This window comes from Halohasta litchfieldiae (assembly GCF_002788215.1).
Taxonomy (GTDB): domain Archaea; phylum Halobacteriota; class Halobacteria; order Halobacteriales; family Haloferacaceae; genus Halohasta; species Halohasta litchfieldiae.
The window spans coordinates 2,938,117-2,961,103 of record NZ_CP024845.1 but is presented as its reverse complement, the minus strand read 5'-3'; the positions used below and the strand labels follow the sequence as shown (position 1 = coordinate 2,961,103).

Here is a 22,987-nt window from a genome sequence, read left to right as displayed (position 1 = left end):
GGTCCCCGCTGACGCTTCGGCCCTCCAAAGCGAAGCGTCACCTGAATAAATCGGTCGGATTAACTTAACAATACCGGGTGCGGTGGATGTTGCTGTAAGATAACTAGTATCACAACCAATGACATCCCAAGCTAGCTGTTAGCACAATCAGAACGACGCAAAGAGCGGTGTTTTTCCGAGTCGACGCCCTGTAAGTAGCTATGAGTGAGCTACCCGGACGGGTTCATCGTGCGTTTGCCGACCACACGTCGTTCGAACAGGTCGACGACGCGAGCTTCGAGTCGACCACGACCACGTTCGATGGAATCGTCGAAGCCGACCACGTCGACGGCCACATCCGGTTCGCGGTCGAAATTAGGGTCCCCCTACTAAACGCCGTGACCGAAGACGAGGTCGCAGAAGTCGTCGAAGACGGATGGTACGAGACGTTCGAACTGCGCGTGGGTGATATCGGCGGCGTGTTCCGTACCGAGCGTGATCTCGAACCATCGGTCACACGAGACGGCGAGACGATCACCGTCGAGGCCAGTTTCGAGGATATCAACGAGCGTCGTGGCGTCGACGACGCTGGAGCAGTCATCGACTACGTCGAGGGGACCTTCGTTCAGGGGATTATCCCCGGCTATGAGTACACGGAACCGGTATCCAGTATCATCAATCGTGCCCGTGAGAACGCCGGTGGACCAACCTAAACAGGGGGCTATCCCATGGCAATGTAGGTCTGGGTGTTTTCGACGCCGCTGATTGTCTGGATCCCGCTGGCGACAATGTCTTTGACTTCGCCGGGCGTCTCGACCGACACTTTTGCGATGAAGTCGACGTCGCCAGCGACGATATTCGCCTGTGTGATCCCGTCGTTGGCTTCGATTGCTTCTTTGACACGGTCGACCTCGCTGGTGTTCGATTTGACCAGAATGTAGGCTGTAACGGCCATCGTTACTCGCCTCCAGCGACAGCGGTGGCCGTTGTTTCATCGCCAACCAACAGCTGTCTGACCGAGGCGAGCTCAGAGAACTCCACGAGCACCGCAACCCGGTCGCCGGCCTCCAGCGAATCATCCGGTAGTGGTATCCCAAGCGGACTGTCGACCTTTCCGAACGCCAGAATGCGTGCGTTCGACGGCAGTTCGACCTCGCTCAGCGTGTAGCCTTTCATCGGGGATTGGGGGGTAACCGTGATCAGGAGGATCTGGAGGCTCTGAGCGACGTCGGCAATCGCTTGGATCGAGCCACCCAACAGCGCGTTTTTCGCGCCGATTGCACCCAGTCGCTCGGGGTAGACGATCTCGTCGACCTCGTCGGCGTACTTCTGGTAGATTTCCTCGCGGTAGTCCTCGTCAATTCGGAGGACGGTCCGACAGCCGTGGTGTTTGGCGATTAGACAGGCTGCGAAGTTCACGTTGAGGTCGCCGGTCAGCGCGCCGACGGCGTCGGCGTCGTCGACTCCGGCCGCTTGGAGGGTCTCCTCTCGGGAGCCATCACCGTCGACCACCTCGAAGGTCAACTCGCGCGCACGGTCGGCTTTCTCGCTGTCGCGCTCGATGAGCGTTACCTCGTGGCCCTCTTCGCGGAGCACACGGGCAGTGCGCAGCCCTACTCGTCCGGCTCCGATAATAATGAAGCGCATGCGAACACATAACACGTTCCCGGCGCATAACTGTATCCCCGTGGGAACGCTTTTGTCGCTGGTGTGCGACTACAACACATGGTTCATGCGTTCGTGATGGTCAAAACGGATGTGGCCGCCTCGGAGTCGTTACTCGGGATGATTCGGGATCTTGACCCGGTTACCGAAGCCCACATTGTCGCCAGAGAGTACGATCTGATCGTCGAACTCTCGGTCGACGAAGTCTACGATGTCCTCCAGACAACTGCCAGCGAGATCCAGTCCCTCGACGGGGTTTTGGAGACGAAAACATATATGTCGCTGGAAGATTGAGCGCGTCACTCAGTCGATACTCCAAAGAGTCACCACCACGTAGCACTGGTATGGTCTCGATTATCGGGCTTGTGGTGTTCGGTGGGGTGGTGGTTGGACATACACTCCTCGCAGCTATCCTGACGCGGTTTTTCCGCCTTCGTCTCAAAACCCAGTTCGGCTGGGTGATCTATGTGCTGACACTGATCCCCGTCGTCCTCTTCCTGTCGACGCTCGTCTTCACCGGCGTGTTGGGACTCGGTCCGAATCTCGGCTCGCCGACGGTCGTCTTTGGAGTCATGATCGGCCTCCCGATTGCGATTGGGCTCACGCTCGATCTCCTCTATGTCGCCCAGCCCGACGAGGTCGAGCTTCCGGAGACGCAGTAAATCTGACTCAGTCGGCAATTTCGGCAGCGAGCCGGGTCAGGATCTGTTCGGAAACGTCCTCCGGCGACTGGGTGGCGTCGACGCGGACGAACCGCTCGGGGTCTTCCTCGATTAATCGCTCGTAGTTGTCCCGAACCTGATCCAGATAGGCCGCCTGCTCGAATTTGTTCGTTTTTCCGCTTCGCTCGGCGGCGGTTTCGGGATCGAGATCCAGATAAAAGGTGAGATCCGGTCGACGCGTAAACGGCTCGTGGATCGACTGGACGTATGCCATCGGGTCGTCGACCTCTCCCGCAAGCGTCGCGCCCTGATAGGCGTACCGCGAGTCGCTGTACCGATCCGAAATAACGAGTGTTCCCTCCGCAAGTGCTGGCCGAACGACGCGCGAGAGATGGTCGGCGTGGTCGGCGGTGTACAAAAACAGCTCGGCGAGCGGATCAGCGCTCTCTTCGTTGATCGACCGGTAGACTGCCTCGCCGTACCAAGATTCAGTTGGCTCGCGCGTGTGGACTGCCTCGGGGTAGGCATCGCCTAACGCGTGCCAGACGGTGGTTTTGCCGCTCCCATCCAACCCTTCGAGAGTCACGAGCATACAACTCACTCCGAGCGGTGGCGTATGAACCGTTCGCTCTCGGCTGCGGGTCACGCTACCTTTAGGTCGATCCGGTGAGTAGTTAGTGGTATGCAAGTGTTAGTAGCCGGCGGGAACGGATTCATCGGCACGAACCTCGTCGACGAACTGGTCGACCGCGGCCACGACGTCACGGTGTTAGCACGGACTCCCGACGCCGCGGCTCTGCCCGAGGGCGTCGACACCGTTAGTGGTGATGTCACTGCCTACGACTCCATCGAGTCGGCGCTCGACGGCCAAGATGTCGTCGTCAACCTCGTTGCCCTCTCTCCGCTTTTCAAACCAAAAGGCGGCAACGAGATGCACGACGAAATCCACCGCCACGGCACCGAGAACCTCGTCCGGGCTGCCGAGGAAAGCGGGGTCGATCGGTTCGTCCAGATGAGTGCGCTGGGTGCTGATCCCGACGGAGCGACTGCCTACATCCGGGCGAAGGGACAGGCCGAAACCCACGTCAAAGAGTCGGATCTCGACTGGGTGATCGTTCGCCCGTCGGTCGTCTTCGGCGAGGGCGGAGAGTTCGTCTCCTTCACGAAGAAACTCGCCCCACCGTTCGTCAGCCCGCTGCCCGGCGGCGGCAAAACGAAGTTTCAGCCGATCTGGGTCGGTGATCTCGTCCCCATGCTTGCGGATAGCGTCGAGGACGACGCTCACGTCGGAGAGACCTACGAACTCGGCGGGCCTGATGTGCTGTCGCTCGCAGATGTCGCCAAACTCGCCCACGGAGCCGACGGTCGCTCCGTGACCGTGCTTCCAGTGCCGATGGGACTCGCGGGGATCGGGCTCTCGATTGCGGGGTCGATCCCCGGCTTCCCAATGGGGGCCGACCAGTACCAGTCGCTGAAGTTCGACAATACGACCGATGACAATGCGGTGGAGGCCTTCGGCCGGACGGAGACCGATCTCACTTCCCTCCGCTCCTACCTCGGTGCGGAATAGGAGAGTAATCGCCCGCGAAACTCTGTTTTGTTTGTTCGTCTCGCGACCGTCGACACGGGTTATCTCACTGCGCGCGAGCCGGCCGTGTCACACGTTCGTCAGCCGGATAGCCGACACCTGTTTGTTAAAACGTCGTTACTGTATCAACAAACCAACTATAATAACTGCTTACTACCGATAATAACGAATTATATCTAAACTCAGAAAAGAAGGTCTATAGCTCTCTAACTACCGTTCTCGAATGTTTTGCTTACTTGTGAAAATTCACCTGATCACAAGCTTTATATTCGCTTTCCAACTGTATATCTCCCAATGGCAAGGGGAGACAATATATGAAACTCGCAATGATCGGCTTCGGTCAGGCCGGAGGCAAGATCGTTGACAAGTTCCTCGAATACGATGCCGAAACAGGATCGAACATCGTTCGAGCGGCTGTCGCGGTCAACTCCGCGAAAGCTGATCTCATGGGATTAGAAAACATCCCACAAGAAAATCGCGTACTCATTGGCCAGTCGCGTGTCAAGGGTCACGGTGTCGGAGCGGACAACGAACTCGGCGCGGAGATCGCCGAGGAGGATATCGACGAGATTCAGGGCTCTATCGACAGTATCCCTGTCCACGAGGTCGACGCATTCCTCGTGGTCGCCGGACTCGGTGGCGGTACCGGCTCCGGTGGCGCGCCCGTGATCGCCAAACACCTCAAGCGAATCTACACCGAGCCCGTCTACGGGCTGGGTGTGCTTCCGGGCAGCGACGAGGGTGGGATCTACACGCTCAACGCGGCGCGATCCTTCCAGACGTTCGTCCGCGAGGTCGACAACCTACTGGTGTTCGACAACGACTCGTGGCGACAGACCGGCGAATCTGTCCAGAGCGGTTACGACGAGATCAACAGCGAGATCGTCCGCCGGTTCGGGATTCTGTTCGGCGCAGGCGAGGTCAGAGAGGGCCAAGAGGTCGCCGAATCGGTCGTCGACTCTTCGGAGATTATCAACACGCTCTCCGGTGGTGGCGTCTCAACAGTCGGCTTCGCCGAAGAGGAGGTCGAAGAATCCTCCACCGGCGGCCTCCTTTCGCGGTTCCGTGGAAGCGAGGATACCGATACTGGCGACACCGCTCATACGACCAACCGTATTACGAGTCTGGTTCGGAAGGCGACGCTCGGTCGACTGACCCTGCCGTGTGAGACAGAAGGGACCGAGCGTGCACTGCTGGTGTTGGCTGGGCCCTCGAAGTATCTCAACCGGAAGGGAATTGAGCGCGGCCGGAAATGGCTCGAAGAGCAGACCGGCAGCATGGAAGTCCGTGGTGGCGACTACCCCATCGACGGCTCGGGCCGTGTGTCGAGCGTCGTACTCCTCGCGGGCGTAACGAACGTCCCACGAATCAAGGAGCTCCAGCAGGTCGCCATCGAGGCCCAAGAAAACATCGACGAGATCCGCGACGAAAGCGAGGACAACCTCGACAATCTCGTCAGCGACGACAGCGAAGAACTCGACTCGCTGTTCTAATCCGTCCGTGGCGACCACTCATGGTCGCCCGAATCCTCACATAGATATGCGCTGTTTCGTCCCCTTTGCAGTCGACTCGCCGAAAACCCGTCTTGGTTCCTTTCTCTCACCAGCCGAACGGCAGTCGTTTGCGACTGCGATGCTGTTGGATGTGCTCGATACACTCGTTTCGGCTGGCCTCGACCCAACCGTGCTCTCGACAGCCCCGATTACTGACGACCGCATACCCAGCCGTGCCACAATCACCGTCGACGACCGCGAGTTGACGACCGCGGTCAACGCCCAACTCGCGGAGCACACGCCAACGCTCATCATAATGGCGGATCTTCCGCTCGTCCAGCCGAGAGATATTCCGCGACTCGTCGACAACGAGGCAGAGATCACTATTGCACCCGGACTTGGTGGCGGGACCAATGCGCTGGTCGTTCGTGAGCCAGCGTTCCGAGTCGACTACCACGGGGCCTCCTATCTCGATCACCGTCAGGCGGCCGTCGAGCTGGATGCAACAGTACAGACTGTCGACTCTCGGCGGCTGGCAACTGATATCGACGAATCGGCTGATCTGGCCGAGGTGCTGATTCACGGAACGGGCACAGCCCACGACTGGCTCGTTGAGTCAGGGTTCGAACTCGATACGACGGGCGGTCGCGTTGGTGTCCACCGGTCGTAACCCACCGGTAGCCACTGACTACTCAGCTTATCGTCGGGTTATTGAGCTACTTACACCGAAGAGCCGAGCCGTTTTTGAATATCGGTCTCGGAGGTTTGGCTATGTTTCCCGCGGCCGACGAGTACGATATCGATATCTCGGTCGACGAGCAGGCCGTCGACGCTCTACTTTCGGTCACACCGCAGGATGTCACCACTCCCGCGGAACTCACCTTCTCGCGGAACGTCTTTCTACCGCTGACAACCGCCTGCCGCTACACCTGTCACTACTGCACCTACTACGATGTTCCCGGCGAGGCAACGCTCATGTCTCCCGAGGAGATCCGGAGTGTCCTCCAGACGGGCGCGGATGCAGGCTGTACGGAGGCGCTGTTCACGTTCGGTGACAAACCCGACGACCGCTACACTGAGATCCACGACCAACTTGATTCGTGGGGGTACGACTCGATTATCGACTATCTGTATGCTGCCTGTGAGATCGCCCTCGAAGAGGGACTGCTTCCACACTCGAACCCCGGCGACCTCACCCAGTCGGAGTTCCGTCGACTCCGCGAGGTCAACGTCTCGATGGGCGTCATGTTGGAGACGACCGCCGATGTCGACGCCCACGCGGGGAACCGTCGCAAAACTCCCGGCCAGCGACTGAATACGATTCGAGCGGCGGGCCGCGAAGGGGTTCCGTTTACGACCGGCCTGCTTGTCGGTATTGGCGAAACGTGGCGTGACCGTGCCGAGAGCCTGCTGGCGATTGCCGAACTTCACGACCGCTACGGCCACATTCAAGAGGTTATCATCCAGAACGTCGTTCCCAACGAGCGCTCGTCGTTTGACCAACCCTCCGTCGACACGATGCGCCGTATCGTGGCGATGGCACGGGTGGCATTCCCCGAAGAAATTTCGGTGCAGGTGCCGCCGAACCTTTCGCCGACTCGTGAGTTGATTGATTGTGGCGTCGACGATCTGGGCGGCGTCTCACCGGTCACTGAGGACTATATCAACCCCGACTACGCGTGGCCCGCGCTCGACGAACTCCAGTCGATTGCCGACGACTCGGGGCTTCCACTGTACGAACGACTCCCCGTCTACGATCAGTATCTCTCGAACTCCGTTCGGCGCGACGAGGTCGACCCGGCACGTCGACCGCCAGAAACTGCTGGTGAGGAGACCGACGAGGGCTGGCTGTCGACGCGCCTTCAGGACGCACTCACCGAGTCATCAGCCGCTGGCCGACGATACCGGGGGGTTGCAGAGCGTGCGAAACCGCTTACTGAGTCCTCGAAAGAGCATCCTGAAAACCGGTAGTCGCTGGCTAACTAGTTAGTCGTCGGCCGACAGTTGGGTGTCGGTCGACTTTTCGGTCGACAACATCGGCGTCCCGTCAGCACGCGGGCCGAGCGTCGGCCCGTAGGGACCACCATCGATCTCAATAGGCCGTTTCGTTTGGTAGTCAGTCGACCGTTCGACCGGCGTGCGACCAATCGCGCTAACCATGTCGACGTAGTCGGCAACGCTTCGGAACTCGCCGTAGCTCCCCCCGGCACGTTTGGTAATTTCCTCGGAAAGTATCGTCCCCATGAAGTCGTTCGCGCCGCAGTTGAGCAGTTTGAGGCCTTTGGCGTTGCCGTATTTGACCCACGAACTCTGGATGTTGTCGATGTTGTCGAGGAATAGTCTGGAGACCGCGATCATCAGTTCGTCCTCGGCATCGCTGGCCCCGCCGTCGACCACGCCGTGTTTATAAAGCGGCGTGTTCTGGTGAACGAACGACAGCGGGACGAACTCGGCGATACCGCCGGTTCGGTCCTGGAGATCACGAACCCGTTTGAGATGCATCGCCCGGTGCATCTCGGTTTCGACGTGGCCGTACATGATCGTCGCTGTCGTCCCAAGCCCGGCGGCCATCGCGCCCTCCATCGCTTCGATCCAGTCGGCGGAGGTAATCTTGCCGGGACAGACCACGTCTCTGACCTCGTCGACGAGGATTTCGGCGGCCGTGCCGGGTGCTGTATCAAGCCCTGCCTCACGGAGTCGACTGTAGACCCGCTCGTAGGACCAGTCGGTCCCCCGGCGGGCGTGGTAGGCCTCCTCCGGCGTTATCGAATGGAGGTGGACATCGTCGACCGACATCGCCCGCATCTGGTCGGTGTAAGTTCCGGGGTCGGTGGTGTACCGTTCGGGCAGTTTGTAATTGACCTCGCTGGCTGGATTGTCGTAGCCGGCGAGGATTTCGTGGTGTTCGGCGTCGAGTGCGAAGGCGGGGTGGAGTCCGGAAACCGAACAGACTTCGGAGATGCCGAGATCGAGTGTTTCGTCGACGATCTGTCTGGATTCGGCGGGTGTCTTGGTGAACCCCCCGTGGTTGCCGTCGTGGTCGGCTTCGAACTGGTGGGCGGTGTTTTTGAAATTGCAGAATAGACAGCCCACGTTGCAGGCGGTGGTGACGTTGTTGTTGAGGTTGGCGACGAAGGTGACGTCCTCACCAACTATCTCGGCGCGGCGACGGTCGGCGAGTTCGAGAACCTGTTCCTTTCGGTGGGGGTCGATCCCCCGCTGCTCGGTGCCGGTCGACAGCAGTTCGACGGCGTCGTCGACGGTGAGACGGTCGCCGTCGCGGGCCTTTTCGAGGGCGTTTTCGAACGATTGACCGCTCTCGGCAGTGTGGTCGAACTCGATGTCGTCGGGCGAGAGTTCGGCGGCCGACCGGCGCGTCATTACTGGTGGGTTGACGGTGCCGACTAAAAAGGAGTCGGTACCATCCGAAACAGAGAACTGAAAGATTCATACGGTCGGCAGTCGGCGATACGACCATGACGAGCGTAAAGGAATTTCGTGTCGACCACGAGCCGACGGCGACCGATCTTGGCGCTGGTCGGTTCGTCTTTACCGACGCCTACTCCGTGTTCGACTGGGGGCAGATGCCCGACGCCATCCCGCAGAAAGGCGCAAGCCTCTGTACGATGGGTGCGTTCAACTTCGAACTCTTGGAGGCGATGGGCGTGCCGACCCATTACCGCGGTGTCGTCGACACCGACGGCGAGATCACATCACTCAACGACTGTTCGGAGCCGCCGACCGAGATGGCGATCGAACTCACACAGGTCCCTGATCTCCCCTACGACAGCGAGACGGGCTACGACTACGCATCCTACCACGAGACCGCGGGCGACAACTTCCTCATTCCCCTCGAAATCGTCTTCCGCAACACGGTCCCAGTTGGCTCCAGTCTCAGAAAGCGGGGCGAACCAGCCGACTACGGGCTGGACACAGACGAGTGGCCCGAGGCGGCCGTCGACCTTCCCGAACCAGTGGTCGAGTTTTCGACCAAGTACGAAGAACAAGATCGCTATCTCACACGCGAGGAGGCCGACCGGATCGCCGGCACAGCCTCGATTGAAGCCCTCGAATCACTCGCACTGACGGTAAACGAACTGCTCACCGAGCAGGCCGAGTCACAGGGATTCAGCCACGAAGACGGCAAAATCGAGTGTCTCTACCACGACGAGACGGTGATGGTCGCCGATGTCGTCGGCACCTTCGACGAAAACCGGTTTTCGGTCGACGGCCACCAGCTTTCCAAGGAGGTTGTTCGACAGTACTACCGGCGTGAACAGCCCGAGTGGGTCGAGGCCGTCTCGACGGCCAAAACCGATGTTAGCGAGGCCGACGTGGCCGACTGGCGACCGCTCTGCGATGTCGACCCGATCTCGCTTCCGGCCGACGTTGTCGAGGCTGTCTCGGCGATGTACGCTGCAGGGACGAACGCCTACACTGGTCGTGAGTGGTTCGATGCGCCCAGTGTCGAGTCGGCAGTCGAAACGATCCGCAATATCTGAAGCTGCTGTCTGTTCGTTAGTCGTTGGCTAACGTCGGTGCGTCGCTCTTCTCGATATCTCCGTCGACTGGTTCGGTCGGGTTTGCTTTTTGAGCTTCTTTTGAGAGACCGAGTTGGTAGTCGCTGGGGTCGGCCTCGTCTCTGAGACTCGTCCGGCCGCGGTGGACCGCGACGGCGTCATCGAGGTGCATTTCGACCGCCTCAAGGAGGGCCTCGGCTTCGAGGGGTTGACCGCGGGCCTTGATCTCGTCGATGAGTGCATCGTCCGGTACGTCGAAGGCTCGTTGGGTGATGATCGGGCCTTGATCGAGATCGGTCGTCACGTAGTGGGCAGTGACACCCGCGATGCGGACACCCTCCTCCTTTGCTTGGCGGTAGGCCGCCGCACCGGGGAACGCCGGGAGGAGCGAGGGATGGATGTTGATAATTCGATCCTCGTAGCGGAAGACGATCTTCGGGCCGAGAATCCGCATGTAGCGTGCCAGCACGATGAGGTCGACGTCATGTTCGGCCAGAATATCTAACATTCGGTCTTCGTCGGGCGACCCCTTGCCGTCACCGACATCGTAGAACGGAACGTCGTACGATTCAGCGAGGTCACGAAGTTTCCCGCGGTTGCCGATGACTGCACCGACTTCGACATCAAGTTCGCCGGCGTCGGCGGCTTCGAGCAGGGTTTCGAGACAGTGTGACTCTTTGGTAACACAGACTGCGATGCGTCGGGTTTCGCGGTCGCTGGGGAATCGGACCTGAATCTCGACGCCGAGTTCGCGGCCCAACTCGGAGAGTGCCTCTCGGAGCTCATCGGGGTCGGTCGATATCTCGCTGGTGTCGACGCGCATCGACATCCGGAACAGGCCGTCACGAACTGCCTGATCCAAGTCCTCAATATTGATTCCGCGCTCGAAAAGCAGGGTGGTAACTCTCGCGATCAGTCCGGTCTTGTCGCCGCCGATAACGGTAATCTCGGTGAGTTCGGTCGTCATCGGGCCACCTCCGCGCTGCTATCGAGTGCGGTCATTACCGGGCGATAGCCTCGCGGCGTCAAAAACGTGTCCATCCTGCGAGTGGTCCACAAACCAGAGAGATATCCACGAACGTGCCCTAACAGGGCGTTCCAAAAGAGCTTTTGACCACGCTCACGCAGTCTCAGCTATGACTGCCTACACCGCGACAGTGACTGTTCGGTTGAAACACGGCGTGCTTGACCCCGAAGCTGAGACGACCAAACAGGCCCTCCAGCGACTCGGCTTTGAACTCTCGGCGCTCCGCTCGGCCGACCACTACGAGGTCGACCTCGAAGCCGACGACACCGCAGCGGCCGAACAGCGTGCCGACGAGATGGCCGAGCGCCTGCTGGCCAATCCCACGATCCACGACTACGACGTGTCGGTTGTGGAGGCCGACGACGCCCAATGACGGTCGCGGTGATCCAGTTCGGCGGCTCGAACTGCGACCGGGATGCGGTCCGGGCACTGGAGTATCTCGACATCGAGGCCGAACGCATCTGGCACGAGGACGGGCTCCCCGAAGACACGACGGGAATCATGCTCCCCGGTGGCTTCTCCTACGGCGACTATCTCCGCGCCGGGGCGATGGCTGCCCGCTCGCCGATCATGAACGAGGTCCGTGAGACAGCCGCCGAGGGCATCCCCGTCCTCGGCGTCTGCAACGGCGCACAGGTCGGCTCCGAATCCGGTCTCACCGATGGCGCGTTCACGACCAACAAGAGTGCACGCTTCCAGTGTGAACACGTCTTCCTTCGCGTGGAAAACGCCGACACGCCGTGGACCGAGGAATTTGAAGCGGGTGATGTGATCGAGGTGCCAATTGCCCACGGTGAGGGTCGCTTCGAAATCACCGACGAGCGCTACGAGACACTCGACTCCGAGGACCGCGTGCTGTTCCGCTACTGTGATGCCGAGGGGAACGTGACCGACGAAGCCAATCCCAACGGGTCGACCGGCAACGTCGCCGGTATCCTCGGCGACCGGTCCTCGGTTGCAGTGCTGATGCCCCACCCTGAACGGGCGACACTGCCGGATGTTGGCGGCACAGATGGCGAAGACGTGTTGACTGGCTTCCGCGCCTGAGTCGGTTCCGACGCAGCTCCTCAGGGAGTTCCAGTACGGAACTCATTGTAACAGACTCAATTAACAGTCGTCGGATTTTACTTGCTGCCCGTTTCTACCCTTTGAGAGGATATTCAGCATCTGATGAGAAAACCGACCAGTGACAATATACAGGTGCGGTGTAACTACTGAAGTGGCCCCTAGTCCCCCTCCAAGCGGTTTTTGTGGCTCGTTGTCCCACCGCCACGCGGCATCGTGTCGCTCGTTTCGGGACCGAGATCGTGCTGTTCACGGCCACGATTCGTTCACAGCCAACGATAGATACTTCATTATTGCAGGACAGAGTCTTCGATAGATGTCACAGCAGGCTGCCGATCTGCGCGATCAGCTCGGCAAGCGACGCTACGTGTTGGAAGCACTCTCGGAGGGGCCGCGGACAAAACCGGAGTTGGTTGCTGCGGTCGACAAATCCCGGTCGACTATTGATAGGGCGATCACGGCCTTCCGCGATCATGACTGTGTAGAACCAGCCGGAAAGGGCCGCTATCGGGTGACGAAGACCGGTGCCACCGCTTTGTCGGTCTACAGTGACTACGTCACTCGGACGAGCGCCCTCTCGGACGCAACCGCTCTCATCAACGACTCCGAACTGGATATCGGGATTGGGTTTCTCGACGGGCTCGACGTGTCAGTCGCTGATCCACAGGTTCCGGAGCTGGCCTTAGAGCCGAGTACACGGATCGTGGGGGATGCGAGCCAACTGCGTGGGCTGGCCGCGGCCATGCTTAGCTCCTATCCGGAGATTCTCCTCGAAGAGGTCCGAGAGGCGGGACTCGATGTCGAAATCATTACCACTCATCAACTGGCCAAATCGGCGCTCGAACTCAAACCGCAGGCGATGTCGACGCTGCTGTCGTACGACCGTGTCGAACTGCGGATCACCGACCAGCCGGTTCCCGAATCGCTCTGGATCGCCACTACTCCCAAAGAGACCCATGCAGGGATCACGGTCCACGCCGACAACGGCGTCAAAGGCGTCATGATAAACAACACACCGGCGGCAGTCACGTGGGCCGAACGGACCTATGCGGAGTTCCAAGACTCGTCGGAACCACTGGCTGACTCGGTCGTCGAAACTGTTGTCGACCAGTGAGGGCCAATCCGAGAGTACGGCGGCGCGGTACTGGACATCGAATCCGAGGATCGAGTACGGTTCCGATACTGTGACGCCGAGTGGAACGTGACCGACTAAACATTTCACTGACATTTCATCCAATCCTATACTTTCGGGGAAACCATTTAGTTGTCGTTTCCGATACAGATCGTATGAGTTCTCGGCGAACTGATGCGCGATATAAGTGGCTGATGAGCGCGATCCAACTGCTGTTTTTCGTCGTATTTCGATACAAAGGGAACCAGTATGCCGATGTCGACCGCGAGGATCTGACACCTGAGGACAGCCCAATGACGGCGATGTGGGCGGGGGCCTCTAAGAGTGGGTTGACCGCCAGACTTTCACCGACGTATCTCAGTATCGGGTTCGTCCACTCAGTACTCTACGAGTTGCTTTACGATGCTGATCTGTGGGGAATTCAACAGTCACGGCGAACACAGTTGGTCGTAGCCGTCGCACAGATCGCGGTCCATCGGCGCATCGTCAGTCGATCACCGGAGTCGACGTTCAGTCATCAACTCGGCGCGTGTCTCGGTCGACTGCTGTACCGAACTCGGTACGGACTCCTCGGAGAACCGCGCGGCGACGACGGTTCGGCCGAGAATCAGTAGCGCCATCGACCTTACAGAGATCGACCGTTGTTCTCCACTCTCGATTCGGGAAGCCGATACGGTTATTCAACCAGCGCGGTGAGTTGGGGTATGAGCTTAGACGTCGACGTCCCGGAACCCCCCGAACTCGACGCGGTCGACCCCAATGAGTACGACGACGCCGAGGTGGTTGGCGACACCGATTACAAACGGGCCGAAATCGAAGCCTTCCTCCAAGAGGGCGCGTGGGAAGATGCCTTCAGCGACTGGGCCGCAGAGACAAAACTCACCGAGGAATCCTATCGGATCGTCCTCGATTTGGAGCTGCTTTCCCGGTTCGATTTCTTCTGGGATTCGTTCGCCGAGCGTGTCGGCTACCACGCCCCCGGCCTCCCCGAAGACTGGAAGGAGCGAGATATTCACCCCGAACTCGAAAGCTGGTCGACGATCTCCTCGATCAACGCGAGCCTGACCGAACTCGGCCAAGAGGTCTGCGACGTACTTCTCGAATCGTACATCGATTGGGAGACGGAGTACGAGGCTCCCGACGACCTGCCGGATTTCAGCGAATGAGCGGCACCCCCGGCCACACCACGACCGCCATTCTCGACGTGACGATTCCGCCGCTGGACAGCGAGGCCCGCGAGGCCGCGGTCGACCGACAGGCCAACCTCACGAAACCGCCAGGCAGCCTCGGTCGACTGGAGACGATGGCCGCCGACATCGCGGCCATGCAGTCGACCACCGAACCAACGGTCGACCCCGCGGCCGTCGTCACGATGGCTGCCGACCACGGTGTGACGGCAGAGGGTGTCAGTGCCTACCCCCAGTCGATCACAGCGGCGATGGTCGCAAATTTCTGCGAGGGCGGCGCAGCAGTCAGTGCGCTGTGTGGGGCCGCAGACATCCGGAACGTCATTGTCGACATGGGTGTCGCGGGCGAGGTTCCGCCGGCGGTCGTCGACCACCACATCACCGATGGGACTGCCAACATGGCAGCCGGGCCTGCAATGAGCCGCGAGCAAGCACTGGCCGCTATCGCAGCAGGCCGCTCGGTCGTCAGCGAGCAGGCCGCCGAGGCGAACCTCATCGGGCTCGGCGAGATGGGAATCGGCAACACGACGTCGAGTGCAGCCATCACTGCCCTGCTAACTGACAACGAGGTTGCGGCGGTTACGGGTCATGGAACCGGGATTGACGAGGAGACCAGAGCCCAGAAGGTCGACGTGATCGAGCAGGCCATCGAGACAACAACTCCCGATCCGACAGATCCGGTCGACGTCGTCCGGTCGGTCGGTGGGTTCGAAATCGCTGGTCTCGTCGGCGTCACCTTGGAGACCGCCAGCCGCCGGACGCCGGTAGTCGTCGACGGGTTCATCGCCGGGGCGGCGGCCCTCGTGGCAGCCGCAATCGAACCGAGGGTGGTCGACTATCTACTCCCATCGCATGCTTCGGTCGAACCCGGCCACGAGGCCCAGTTAGATGCCCTCGGTTTGGAGTCGTGTTTCGACTACGGAATGCGACTCGGCGAGGGAACTGGCGCGGCGGTCGCCGTGAGCGTCTACCGGGCAGCATGTACGGCCCACACCGAGATGTCGACGTTCGCTGAGGCAGGCCTCGACACCGAGTAAACAGCGACTACCATGTCGTCCCGACCGGTTAGTCGTCGCCTTCGGTCGTCACGAATCGTCTTCGGTCGTCGGAACGATGATCAGCGGCTGGTCGACGCTTCTCGCGAGTTGTCCGATGACGTTCTCCGAGATGAGCCGCCGCCAGACTGATTTCTTGCGCGGCGTGAGAATGATCGAATCGGCAGCGTGTTCTGCGGCTGCATTGAGAATCGTCTCGCTGACATCCGTGCCGTACCACACTTCGCCCGTCACCGGAATGCCGACGGCGTCGAAACAGCCGCTTGCGTACTCGAAGACGGTTTCGGCACGGGCTTCGATGGCGTCGGTGTCGACTTTGTGTTTCTTGTGTTTGACGACGTGAATCACGAACACTCGACAGTCTTTCCCTGCCAGATACGGGACGACTGCTTCACAGGTGTTGTGGGCGTCCTCCTCGTCGGCAATTGGAAGCAGGACGTTCACTTCAACGAATGATTGTGGCATGCTATCGGCTCGACGTGGTCGAACACTGTTGTCTACGACCACCTGCGGTATAGCTGTATTTTGCCCTCCCAGTGACTGTTCGGCCTTTTATATAGTGTGTGCCTAATGAGGGTCGCCGGAGCGAACCACTAGCCACGTCGACACAACCACTCTTGTGGAGTGGCCCCGTCGACGGCGTATGACCAACGTCACCGTCTGGAACGAGTACCGCCACGAACGTGAGAGCGACGTCGTCGCCGAAATTTACCCCGATGGCATCCATTCTGTCATCGCCGACACGCTCGATTCGGCTGGCTTCGACACCCAAACTGCAACCCTCGACGAACCCGAACACGGGCTGACTGAGGAGGTCTTGGCCGAAACTGACGTCCTTACATGGTGGGGCCATGCGGCCCACGACGAGGTCCGCGACGAGATCGTCGACCGCGTTCACCAGCATGTCCTCGATGGGATGGGGCTGCTCGTTCTCCATTCGGGCCACTATTCGAAGATTTTCAAGCAACTGATGGGGACCTCCTGCTCACTCAAATGGCGGGAAGCCGCCGAAAAGGAACGACTCTGGGTTGTCGAGCCGAGCCATCCGATTGCCGATGGCATTGACGAATACATCGAGGTCGACGACGCCGAGATGTACGGCGAGCGGTTCGATATCCCGGCTCCAGACACGCTCGTGTTCAACTCGTGGTTCGAGGGTGGCGAGGTGTTCCGGTCGGGCTGTTGTTATCGTCGTGGCAACGGTCGTGTCTTCTACTTCCGGCCGGGCCACGAAACGTATCCTGTTTATCACAATGAGGCCGTCCAGCAGGTGTTGGTCAACGCCGTCGACTGGGCCGCGCCGGGCGAGGGACCGACGCCGACGTTCGGCAACTACGAGCCACGGGAGGATATCGATACGAGCGACGACCGAACGGTTCACTGATCGCTCAGCGCTGTGGTCGCCCCCAACCGTGGAACTGGCGTATGATCTAAGTGAACACCCTGCGTACCGCCACTGATGAGTGACACTGACGACACCAGTCATGAGGCCGGACTCGGTTTGATGTTCCTGTTGGGTGGGATCGCCCTCCTGATATTTGTGACCGGGATTGCAGTTATCTGGTATCTGAGCTATGCCGGATGACAGTTGTTACTGTATTTCGCCTGAGCCATAACTATTTCAGCCAATATCACGGATACTAACGCAAATAGATGTCAGCCTCATCCGACGCTTCGTCGACACCCTTTTTAAATACAGCTCTCACGGCGGATCGACTGGAGACGCTCGCAGACCGGGTCGACTCGGCGTCTGCGGAGACGCTTACAGTCACGGCTCCAGCGACGACCGACCCTATCGGATCGGTGCCTGCGTGTGACAGGGCCGATGTCGCGTCCGCCGTTGAGGTGGCTCGTGACGCTCAGTCGGCGTGGGCAGCGACACCGGTCAAAAAGCGGGCTGCTGTCATCGACCGGTTTAGTGACCTCGTCATCAAACACCGCGAGGAGCTACTCGATCTCATCCAGCTCGAAAGCGGAAAGGCCCGAGGGACCGCCGTCGAGGAGCTGTTTACGATTCCGTCGACGTGTGATCAGGCGGTCGACTGCGGACCCGACGCCGTTGCCGATAACCCTCGATCCGGCGGGATTCCACTGCTTACGGCGGCGACAGTCACCTACGAACCGGTCGGTGTCGTGGGCGTCATCTCGCCGTGGAACTATCCCGTAACCCTCGCAATGGCTGACGTGATTCCGGCGCTGGTCGCGGGCAACAGTGTCGTCCTCAAACCGGATGAAAAGACGCCGTACGCCACGCTGTTTCTCGCCGACCTGTTGGAGCAGGCAGGCCTGCCAGCGGACGTCCTGCAGATCGTCACCGGCGAGGGGTCGACGGTCGGTCCCGCGGTGATCGATCACGTCGACTACATCGCCTTTACCGGCGGCACCAAAACCGGACGCACGGTCGCCGCGCAGGCTGGCCGGAACCTGATCGACTGCTCGCTCGAACTCGGCGGCAAAAACCCCTTCCTCGTGCTCGATGACGCCGATGTCGCCGAGGCCGCCCGCGGTGCGGCCGCGAGTTGCTTTGCGAACGCCGGGCAGCTCTGTCTGGCTGCCGAGCGGATCTACGTCGCGGACTCCATTTATACCGCGTTCCTCGATGCGTTCGTCGACGAAACCCGTCAACTCACGCTCGGAACGGGCTACGATTACGCGGCGGATGTCGGCTCGCTGATCGACGCCGACCAGCTCGACCGCGTTCGGAGCCACGTCGACGACGCTCGTGAGTCAGGTGCAACAGTCCAGACTGGGGGTCGACACCGGCCCGACATCGCGCCCTACTGCTACGAGCCGACGATCCTCACCGATGTCGACCCCGAGGCCTCGGTTGCCTGCGAGGAGACCTTTGGCCCGGTTGTCTCGGTCTCATCAGTTCCGTCCACAGAGGCAGCAATCGAGGCCGCCAACGACTCGCCGTACGGACTCAACGCCAGCGTTTGGACCGCAAATCGAGAGCGGGGCCAGCGAGTCGCCCGACAGGTCGACTGCGGCACCGTCTGTGTCAACGATGGGTTTGCCGTGGGGTGGGGTGCTGTCGACGCGCCGATGGGTGGGTTCGGCGACTCCGGACTCGGTCGACGCCACGGACCAGAAGGTATCAAACGCTATCTGGAGGCCCGCACAGTTGCAGTCTCTCGTGTCGGCCCGCTGGCCCCGCCGGAGTGGGTTCCGTTGGGGTGGGCTGTCGAGGGACTGTGTGTGGCTCAACAAACCGGGCGTCGACTCAAGCGGGCCATGCGGTCTCTCCTGCGGTAGGGACTGCCTACTCGGGGCCGTAGCTTTCGCCTTCGCGCTGGTCGGCGTCCTTGCGTCGGATCGCGGCCGACGCTTGGGCGGCATCGTAGCCAAAGAGGACGTCTTTGGCGTAGGTGTCCGCGATTTCTGCGACCTGTATTAGGTTGTCGACGTCCACGTCGACCGCGTACAGTTCGACCGAAAACGGTGTGTCCGGTTCCTGTCCATTGGGGTCGTAGGAACCGCCTAACGCGGTTCGGAACCCGCGACCGATGGTTTCGAGCCAATAGGTCGTCCCGTAGTCGAGATCGTACAGTGGGACGACGAACTCGTCGACGAACTCCGAAAGGGCATCGAGATCAAGCCCCGCCCGCTCGTAGAGATGGCCGGGATACGGATCTGGATACAGCGTCACCGACAGGTCGCCGGGGACTCGGTCGCTGGCTTCAGCGACGAAGTCGGTGATAATCGAGGCGCGCCACTCGGTCCACTCTTCGTAGTCGCTCGCTTCAAACCGCTGCTCGCAGCGCTCGCAGTGGCAGTAGCCTTCACGAGGAAAGCCGACATCGTCGAGGCGCACGTCCGGATTCGCCTCGGCGCAGTCCGCGATGATCTCCAAGAGGCCCTCGCGGTAGGCGTCGTGGGTCGGACAGATGTAGGCCCAATCGAAATACTTGCGGTCGCGGGTCGCCTCTTGGCCCGCCTCGTCGACCGGGACGAGATCGGGGTTCTCGCCGGCGGCGGCGTTGTCGGCGAAACACGACACCATGTTAGTGGCGTTGCTAATGGGATCGGAGGGCCGCCCGCTGACGGATTTGACTTCGTAAAAAGCGCGGCTGAACTCCGGCCAGTCGACCTCGGGCACGTTTCGGGTGACGACCCCGTACATGGCCGAGGGTTGGCCGCCGCCGTGTGTAAGTGATTCGTCTCAGCCTGCCGCGGCGCTACTCTTCGACGGTTACTTCGACGGGTTCAGTGTCGCCCGAAAACAGTGCGTAAGCCAGTACAACAACGACAAGGACTCCGATGAGTTTCAGTTTCGTGGACATACGATAATAGATGGACGGACCGCTTAAAATTCTTTCCTGCGATGGGCAACTCGGTGTTCGGAACCGGCGTGGCGTCCCGTTACTCCGGATCGATATGTCCGGCCAGCGAATCCCGGATAATCGTCCCACAGTAGGCACACCGAACGCCATCCTCGACGACGGCGAACTTGGTTTCGACCGGTTCGCCGTCGTTAGTGATACAGTTCCGGTTCGGACACGACAGCAGGCCGATGACGCTCTCGGGACGGTCGACGCGGTTCTTCTGGACGACTTCGAAATCTCGGATGATGTTAATCGTTGCTTCGGGGGCGATCAGCGAGATGACGTCGACCTCCGACTGGCTGAGTTCCCGGTCTTCGACCTTGACGACATCCTTCAGGCCGAGGCGGTCGCTGGGGACGTTCATGACGACCGAGACGCCGAGTCCCTCGGAGCCGTCGATGCCGAGGATGGAAAGGACGTTGAGCGCGTGGCCACCGGAGACGTGGTCGATAACGGTGCCGTTGCGGATCTTCGAGACCCGGAGTTCGTGGTCGCTCATTGGTCGACCTCCTCCGAGAGCAGGTAGTCAAGCAGTGCCATGCGGACCGGCACGCCGTTGTGGGCCTGCTCGAAGTAGGTCGCGTGGTCGGTCCCGTCGACCGCGGGATCGATCTCGTCGACCCGTGGGAGGGGGTGCATAACGGCCAGATCGTCGGCAGCGGCCTCCAACGTCTTGGTGTCGATCTGGTACTCGCCAGCGACCTTCTCGTACTCGTTTTCGTCGGGGAATCGCTCGCGCTGGATGCGGGTGACGTACAGCACGTCGAGGTCCGGCAAGACACCCTCCAGTTCGGTGTGTTCTCTGACCTGCGCGCCCGACTGGTGGAGGTCGAACCGGACGCCGCGGGGGAGTCGCAGGCTCTCGGGGCTGATGAAATGCTGTCGCACGTCGAAGTTGGTCAGTGCCTCGGCCAGCGAGTGGACCGTCCGGCCGTATTTGAGGTCGCCCATGATCCCAATCGAGAGGTCATCGAGGCCGACGTTTTCGCGGATGGTGTACAGATCAAGCAGCGTTTGGCTCGGGTGCTGGCCCGCGCCGTCGCCCGCATTGATCACGGGGACGTCGACGAACTCGGCGGCCATCTTGGCTGCACCCTCGCTGGGATGCCGGAGGACGAGCGCGTCGGCGTAGCCTTCGACCACGCGGACAGTGTCGGCGAGGCTTTCGCCCTTTTTGACCGACGAGGAGTCGACCGATCCCATGTCGGTGGTGGTGCCGCCGAGTCGCTTGATGGCGGTGTCGAAACTCATTTTCGTACGGGTGCTCGGCTCGAAAAAGCAGAGGCCGAGAACGGCTCGGCCGTGGGCATCGCCCCACGCCGCCGGGTCGGCGTCGATCTCGGCAGCCCGGTCGAGCACCGCCTCGATGTCTGCCCGCGAGAGCTGGGTCGCGGAAATGAGGTGGTCCTGTCGCATTGTGTGAGAGGGGTCGCCCAACGCTCTTGAATCCCGCGGGTCGACTCGGCGACCAGTCGAAGGTTGGTTTTTTATCAATACATTGTGATGCTATGTCATGGGAACAATTGATGCAGACGAGCTGTTGCCCAACGACCGGGTTCGGAAGGCGGTGCTTTGCGGTAAAATGACCCAGATTTCTCGGGGGTCGGCCTACGCCGAGGAGGGCGATAGCTTCGTGATTGACGATCAAGAGTTCGTTGTCGTGGGTGTCGACGAGCTAACGCTGGGCGAGATGACCGACAGAGACGCCCAACGGGAGGGGTCGGCGGATCTGGCGGCCTACAGAGAACGGTTAGTCGAAGCTCACGAGGGGAACTTCGAGTGGGACGATGACGCAGAGGTTGTTCGCCACCAGTTCGAAGCCCAATAATCAGTCGTCGTCGGCAGGGGCTGCGTCGCTACTCGCGGTCGGCACGTCGTCTTCGATACTCGGCGGGTAGACGCCGCGTTCGAGTTTGAGATCCGATTGGGCGCGGGCCATACAGGTCAGCGCGTAGTTCTCGCGTTCCTTTTCGGTAAAGCCGCGGGCAGCGGGTTGTGCGACTTCGCCCTCGATGATCTCGGCCGAACAGGCCAGACACATCCCGACACGGCAGGAGTACTCTTGGGCGATGCCTTCCTCGATACAGGCTTTGAGAATCGTCTGCTTGTCGGAGACCGTAATCGTCTCTCCGGTCCCAACGAACTCGACGGTGTACTCGGTCATACCGCAAGCGTTCGGCGACTTTGCCCTAAACACTTGTTATCGGTTCTGTCGTCGGCACTTGGACGAATTTAAGTCCGAAATCCGGAACGACTAACCGCCGACCGGTCCCCATACCGACAATGAGCATGAAGGCAACCGCACGAGCCCACCCGATTCAGGGACTCGTCAAATACCACGGGATGCGCGATCCGGAGCTTCGACTCCCGTACCACGATTCGATCAGTGTCTGTACCGCCCCGACCAACACCACCACGACCGTCGAATGGCTCACCGACAGCGAGCCAGCCGACGACGTCTATCTGATCGACGGCGAGGAAGTCGACGGTCGGGCTGCCGAACGAATTGAAATGGTCGTCGACCACGTCCGCGAACTGGCAGAATTTGACCACGCAGTCCGTTTCGAAAGCGAGAATTCCTTCCCCTCGAACATCGGGTTTGGCTCGTCGTCCTCTGGATTCGCCGCCGCAGCCCTCGCACTCGTTGAGGCTGCCGGACTCGATATGAGCCTGCCCGAAGTCTCAACGGTCGCCCGCCGTGGCTCGTCGTCGGCCGCTCGCGCAGTGACGGGTGCCTTTTCGCATCTGTACGCCGGGCTCAACGACGAAGACTGTCGGTCCTACCGGCTCGACTCCGAGCTTGAAGACGACCTCAAAATCGTTGCAGCCCACGTCCCGTCTTATAAAGAGACCGAAGCGGCGCATAAGGAGGCCGCCGAGAGCCACATGTTTCAGGCCCGGTTGGCTCACGTCCACGATCAGATCGTCGAGATGCGCGACGGCCTCCGCGAAGCCTCATTCGACCGCGTGTTCGAACTCGCCGAACACGATTCGCTGTCGCTGACCGCCGCAACCATGACTGGGCCATCGGGCTGGGTCTACTGGCAACCGGAGACGATTGCGGTGTTTAACGCCGTCCGCGAACTCCGTGAGGAGGGCGTCGACGTCTATTTCTCGACCGATACGGGCGCGAGCGTCTACGTCAACACGCGCGAAGAGTACGTAGAGGAGGTCGAAGAACGGATCTCCGAGATCGGGATCGAAACCGACGTCTGGGAGGTCGGCGGTCCGGCACACGTTCTCGCCGAAGACAAAGCGCTATTCTAACTCCGGGTTTAGCGTATCGAAT

The 22,987-nt window shown here is 60.5% G+C and carries 29 protein-coding genes; 19 read left to right on the top strand and 10 right to left on the bottom strand.

Translation table 11 applies throughout. The features are described from left to right. Nucleotides 1-200: 200 nt before the first annotated feature. Complete coding sequence (locus HALTADL_RS14995; RefSeq protein WP_089670833.1) at nt 201-692, top strand: DUF5813 family protein; 492 nt, start codon at nt 201-203, stop codon at nt 690-692. 8 nt (nt 693-700) lie between these two features. Here HALTADL_RS14995 and HALTADL_RS14990 read toward each other — a convergent pair whose 3' ends face one another. Both HALTADL_RS14990 and HALTADL_RS14985 read right to left on the bottom strand, forming a co-directional pair. After that, nucleotides 701-934, bottom strand: a complete 234-nt coding sequence (locus HALTADL_RS14990) for an Lrp/AsnC family transcriptional regulator (protein ID WP_089670834.1) — start codon at nt 932-934, stop codon at nt 701-703. Between the two features lie 2 nt (nt 935-936). After that, a complete protein-coding gene (locus HALTADL_RS14985) occupies nt 937-1,626 on the bottom strand; it encodes a potassium channel family protein (protein ID WP_089670835.1) in 690 nt (229 codons plus the stop codon). Between the two features lie 78 nt (nt 1,627-1,704). Here HALTADL_RS14985 and HALTADL_RS14980 point away from each other — a divergent pair, with 78 nt between their 5' ends. Both HALTADL_RS14980 and HALTADL_RS14975 read left to right on the top strand, forming a co-directional pair. Beyond that, nucleotides 1,705-1,938, top strand: coding sequence for an Lrp/AsnC family transcriptional regulator (locus tag HALTADL_RS14980; protein ID WP_089670836.1), 234 nt, complete (start codon nt 1,705-1,707; stop codon nt 1,936-1,938). Nucleotides 1,939-1,988: 50 nt separating this feature from the next. Continuing rightward, entirely contained in the window at nt 1,989-2,306 is a 318-nt protein-coding gene (locus HALTADL_RS14975) for a hypothetical protein (protein WP_089670837.1), read from the top strand. 7 nt (nt 2,307-2,313) lie between these two features. On the opposite strand, the gene tmk is transcribed toward HALTADL_RS14975, so the two are convergent. After that, entirely contained in the window at nt 2,314-2,898 is a 585-nt protein-coding gene (gene tmk / locus HALTADL_RS14970; protein WP_089670838.1) for a dTMP kinase, read from the bottom strand. Between the two features lie 90 nt (nt 2,899-2,988). On the opposite strand from tmk, the gene HALTADL_RS14965 reads away from it, so the two are divergent. The 4 genes from HALTADL_RS14965 to cofG all read left to right on the top strand — a co-directional run bounded on the left by HALTADL_RS14965 (nt 2,989) and on the right by cofG (nt 7,358). Beyond that, complete coding sequence (locus tag HALTADL_RS14965) at nt 2,989-3,876, top strand: complex I NDUFA9 subunit family protein (protein WP_089670839.1); 888 nt, start codon at nt 2,989-2,991, stop codon at nt 3,874-3,876. Between the two features lie 332 nt (nt 3,877-4,208). After that, nucleotides 4,209-5,387, top strand: coding sequence for a tubulin/FtsZ family protein (locus HALTADL_RS14960; protein ID WP_177171888.1), 1,179 nt, complete (start codon nt 4,209-4,211; stop codon nt 5,385-5,387). Between the two features lie 46 nt (nt 5,388-5,433). Next, the gene (cofC, locus tag HALTADL_RS14955; protein WP_089670840.1) at nt 5,434-6,057 is read left to right on the top strand and encodes a 2-phospho-L-lactate guanylyltransferase; all 624 of its coding nucleotides are present in this window, start codon (nt 5,434-5,436) and stop codon (nt 6,055-6,057) included. A 101-nt stretch (nt 6,058-6,158) separates the two neighbouring features. Then, nucleotides 6,159-7,358 (top strand): 7,8-didemethyl-8-hydroxy-5-deazariboflavin synthase subunit CofG, encoded by a 1,200-nt coding sequence (cofG, locus tag HALTADL_RS14950; protein ID WP_089670841.1) that lies wholly within the window; start codon nt 6,159-6,161, stop codon nt 7,356-7,358. Nucleotides 7,359-7,373: 15 nt separating this feature from the next. Here the strand turns inward: cofG and cofH are convergent, their stop codons facing one another. After that, nucleotides 7,374-8,768 (bottom strand): 7,8-didemethyl-8-hydroxy-5-deazariboflavin synthase subunit CofH, encoded by a 1,395-nt coding sequence (gene cofH / locus HALTADL_RS14945; protein WP_089670842.1) that lies wholly within the window; start codon nt 8,766-8,768, stop codon nt 7,374-7,376. Nucleotides 8,769-8,863: 95 nt separating this feature from the next. Here cofH and HALTADL_RS14940 point away from each other — a divergent pair, with 95 nt between their 5' ends. Then, nucleotides 8,864-9,889, top strand: coding sequence for a phosphoribosylaminoimidazolesuccinocarboxamide synthase (locus HALTADL_RS14940; protein ID WP_089670843.1), 1,026 nt, complete (start codon nt 8,864-8,866; stop codon nt 9,887-9,889). A 16-nt stretch (nt 9,890-9,905) separates the two neighbouring features. Here HALTADL_RS14940 and HALTADL_RS14935 read toward each other — a convergent pair whose 3' ends face one another. Beyond that, nucleotides 9,906-10,874, bottom strand: coding sequence for a formyltetrahydrofolate deformylase (locus HALTADL_RS14935; protein ID WP_089670844.1), 969 nt, complete (start codon nt 10,872-10,874; stop codon nt 9,906-9,908). Between the two features lie 169 nt (nt 10,875-11,043). Here HALTADL_RS14935 and purS point away from each other — a divergent pair, with 169 nt between their 5' ends. The 6 genes from purS to cobT all read left to right on the top strand — a co-directional run bounded on the left by purS (nt 11,044) and on the right by cobT (nt 15,355). After that, complete coding sequence (purS, locus tag HALTADL_RS14930) at nt 11,044-11,307, top strand: phosphoribosylformylglycinamidine synthase subunit PurS (RefSeq protein ID WP_089670845.1); 264 nt, start codon at nt 11,044-11,046, stop codon at nt 11,305-11,307. Continuing rightward, a complete protein-coding gene (gene purQ / locus HALTADL_RS14925) occupies nt 11,304-11,981 on the top strand; it encodes a phosphoribosylformylglycinamidine synthase I (protein ID WP_089670846.1) in 678 nt (225 codons plus the stop codon). Before purS ends, purQ begins: the two co-directional genes overlap by 4 nt. Before the next feature lie 334 nt (nt 11,982-12,315). Continuing rightward, nucleotides 12,316-13,113, top strand: coding sequence for a helix-turn-helix transcriptional regulator (locus HALTADL_RS14920; RefSeq protein WP_089670847.1), 798 nt, complete (start codon nt 12,316-12,318; stop codon nt 13,111-13,113). A gap of 173 nt (nt 13,114-13,286) precedes the next feature. After that, nucleotides 13,287-13,745 (top strand): hypothetical protein, encoded by a 459-nt coding sequence (locus tag HALTADL_RS14915; RefSeq protein ID WP_143054106.1) that lies wholly within the window; start codon nt 13,287-13,289, stop codon nt 13,743-13,745. A gap of 90 nt (nt 13,746-13,835) precedes the next feature. Beyond that, on the top strand, nt 13,836-14,297 hold the full coding sequence (locus tag HALTADL_RS14910; protein WP_089670849.1) for a hypothetical protein: 462 nt from the start codon (nt 13,836-13,838) through the stop codon (nt 14,295-14,297). After that, nucleotides 14,294-15,355: a nicotinate-nucleotide--dimethylbenzimidazole phosphoribosyltransferase gene (cobT, locus tag HALTADL_RS14905; RefSeq protein WP_089670850.1), complete on the top strand. Its 1,062-nt coding sequence runs from the start codon at nt 14,294-14,296 to the stop codon at nt 15,353-15,355. Before HALTADL_RS14910 ends, cobT begins: the two co-directional genes overlap by 4 nt. 48 nt (nt 15,356-15,403) lie before the next feature. Here the strand turns inward: cobT and HALTADL_RS14900 are convergent, their stop codons facing one another. Next, the gene (locus tag HALTADL_RS14900) at nt 15,404-15,838 is read right to left on the bottom strand and encodes a universal stress protein (RefSeq protein ID WP_089670851.1); all 435 of its coding nucleotides are present in this window, start codon (nt 15,836-15,838) and stop codon (nt 15,404-15,406) included. Nucleotides 15,839-16,016: 178 nt separating this feature from the next. Between HALTADL_RS14900 and HALTADL_RS14895 the strand changes: the two genes are divergently transcribed. The 3 genes from HALTADL_RS14895 (at nt 16,017) to HALTADL_RS14890 (ending at nt 18,628) form a co-directional block, all read left to right on the top strand. Then, nucleotides 16,017-16,757: a ThuA domain-containing protein gene (locus HALTADL_RS14895; RefSeq protein WP_089670852.1), complete on the top strand. Its 741-nt coding sequence runs from the start codon at nt 16,017-16,019 to the stop codon at nt 16,755-16,757. Between the two features lie 75 nt (nt 16,758-16,832). Beyond that, nucleotides 16,833-16,958: a hypothetical protein gene (locus tag HALTADL_RS17890; RefSeq protein WP_265472934.1), complete on the top strand. Its 126-nt coding sequence runs from the start codon at nt 16,833-16,835 to the stop codon at nt 16,956-16,958. A 68-nt stretch (nt 16,959-17,026) separates the two neighbouring features. Further along, the gene (locus HALTADL_RS14890; protein WP_089670853.1) at nt 17,027-18,628 is read left to right on the top strand and encodes a succinic semialdehyde dehydrogenase; all 1,602 of its coding nucleotides are present in this window, start codon (nt 17,027-17,029) and stop codon (nt 18,626-18,628) included. Nucleotides 18,629-18,635: 7 nt separating this feature from the next. On the opposite strand, the gene HALTADL_RS14885 is transcribed toward HALTADL_RS14890, so the two are convergent. The 3 genes from HALTADL_RS14885 to pyrB all read right to left on the bottom strand — a co-directional run bounded on the left by HALTADL_RS14885 (nt 18,636) and on the right by pyrB (nt 21,114). Beyond that, nucleotides 18,636-19,496: a hypothetical protein gene (locus tag HALTADL_RS14885; RefSeq protein ID WP_089670854.1), complete on the bottom strand. Its 861-nt coding sequence runs from the start codon at nt 19,494-19,496 to the stop codon at nt 18,636-18,638. 239 nt (nt 19,497-19,735) lie between these two features. Continuing rightward, the gene (gene pyrI, locus HALTADL_RS14880; protein ID WP_089670855.1) at nt 19,736-20,197 is read right to left on the bottom strand and encodes an aspartate carbamoyltransferase regulatory subunit; all 462 of its coding nucleotides are present in this window, start codon (nt 20,195-20,197) and stop codon (nt 19,736-19,738) included. Next, nucleotides 20,194-21,114, bottom strand: coding sequence for an aspartate carbamoyltransferase (gene pyrB / locus HALTADL_RS14875; protein ID WP_089670856.1), 921 nt, complete (start codon nt 21,112-21,114; stop codon nt 20,194-20,196). The genes pyrI and pyrB overlap by 4 nt, the downstream gene beginning before the upstream one ends. 97 nt (nt 21,115-21,211) lie before the next feature. Between pyrB and HALTADL_RS14870 the strand changes: the two genes are divergently transcribed. Then, nucleotides 21,212-21,526, top strand: coding sequence for an ASCH domain-containing protein (locus HALTADL_RS14870; RefSeq protein WP_089670857.1), 315 nt, complete (start codon nt 21,212-21,214; stop codon nt 21,524-21,526). On the opposite strand, the gene HALTADL_RS14865 is transcribed toward HALTADL_RS14870, so the two are convergent. Beyond that, on the bottom strand, nt 21,527-21,862 hold the full coding sequence (locus HALTADL_RS14865; protein ID WP_089670858.1) for a 2Fe-2S iron-sulfur cluster-binding protein: 336 nt from the start codon (nt 21,860-21,862) through the stop codon (nt 21,527-21,529). It lies immediately after the preceding gene. Nucleotides 21,863-21,987: 125 nt separating this feature from the next. On the opposite strand from HALTADL_RS14865, the gene mvaD reads away from it, so the two are divergent. Then, nucleotides 21,988-22,965, top strand: coding sequence for a phosphomevalonate decarboxylase MvaD (gene mvaD / locus HALTADL_RS14860; protein WP_177171894.1), 978 nt, complete (start codon nt 21,988-21,990; stop codon nt 22,963-22,965). Nucleotides 22,966-22,987: the final 22 nt, after the last annotated feature.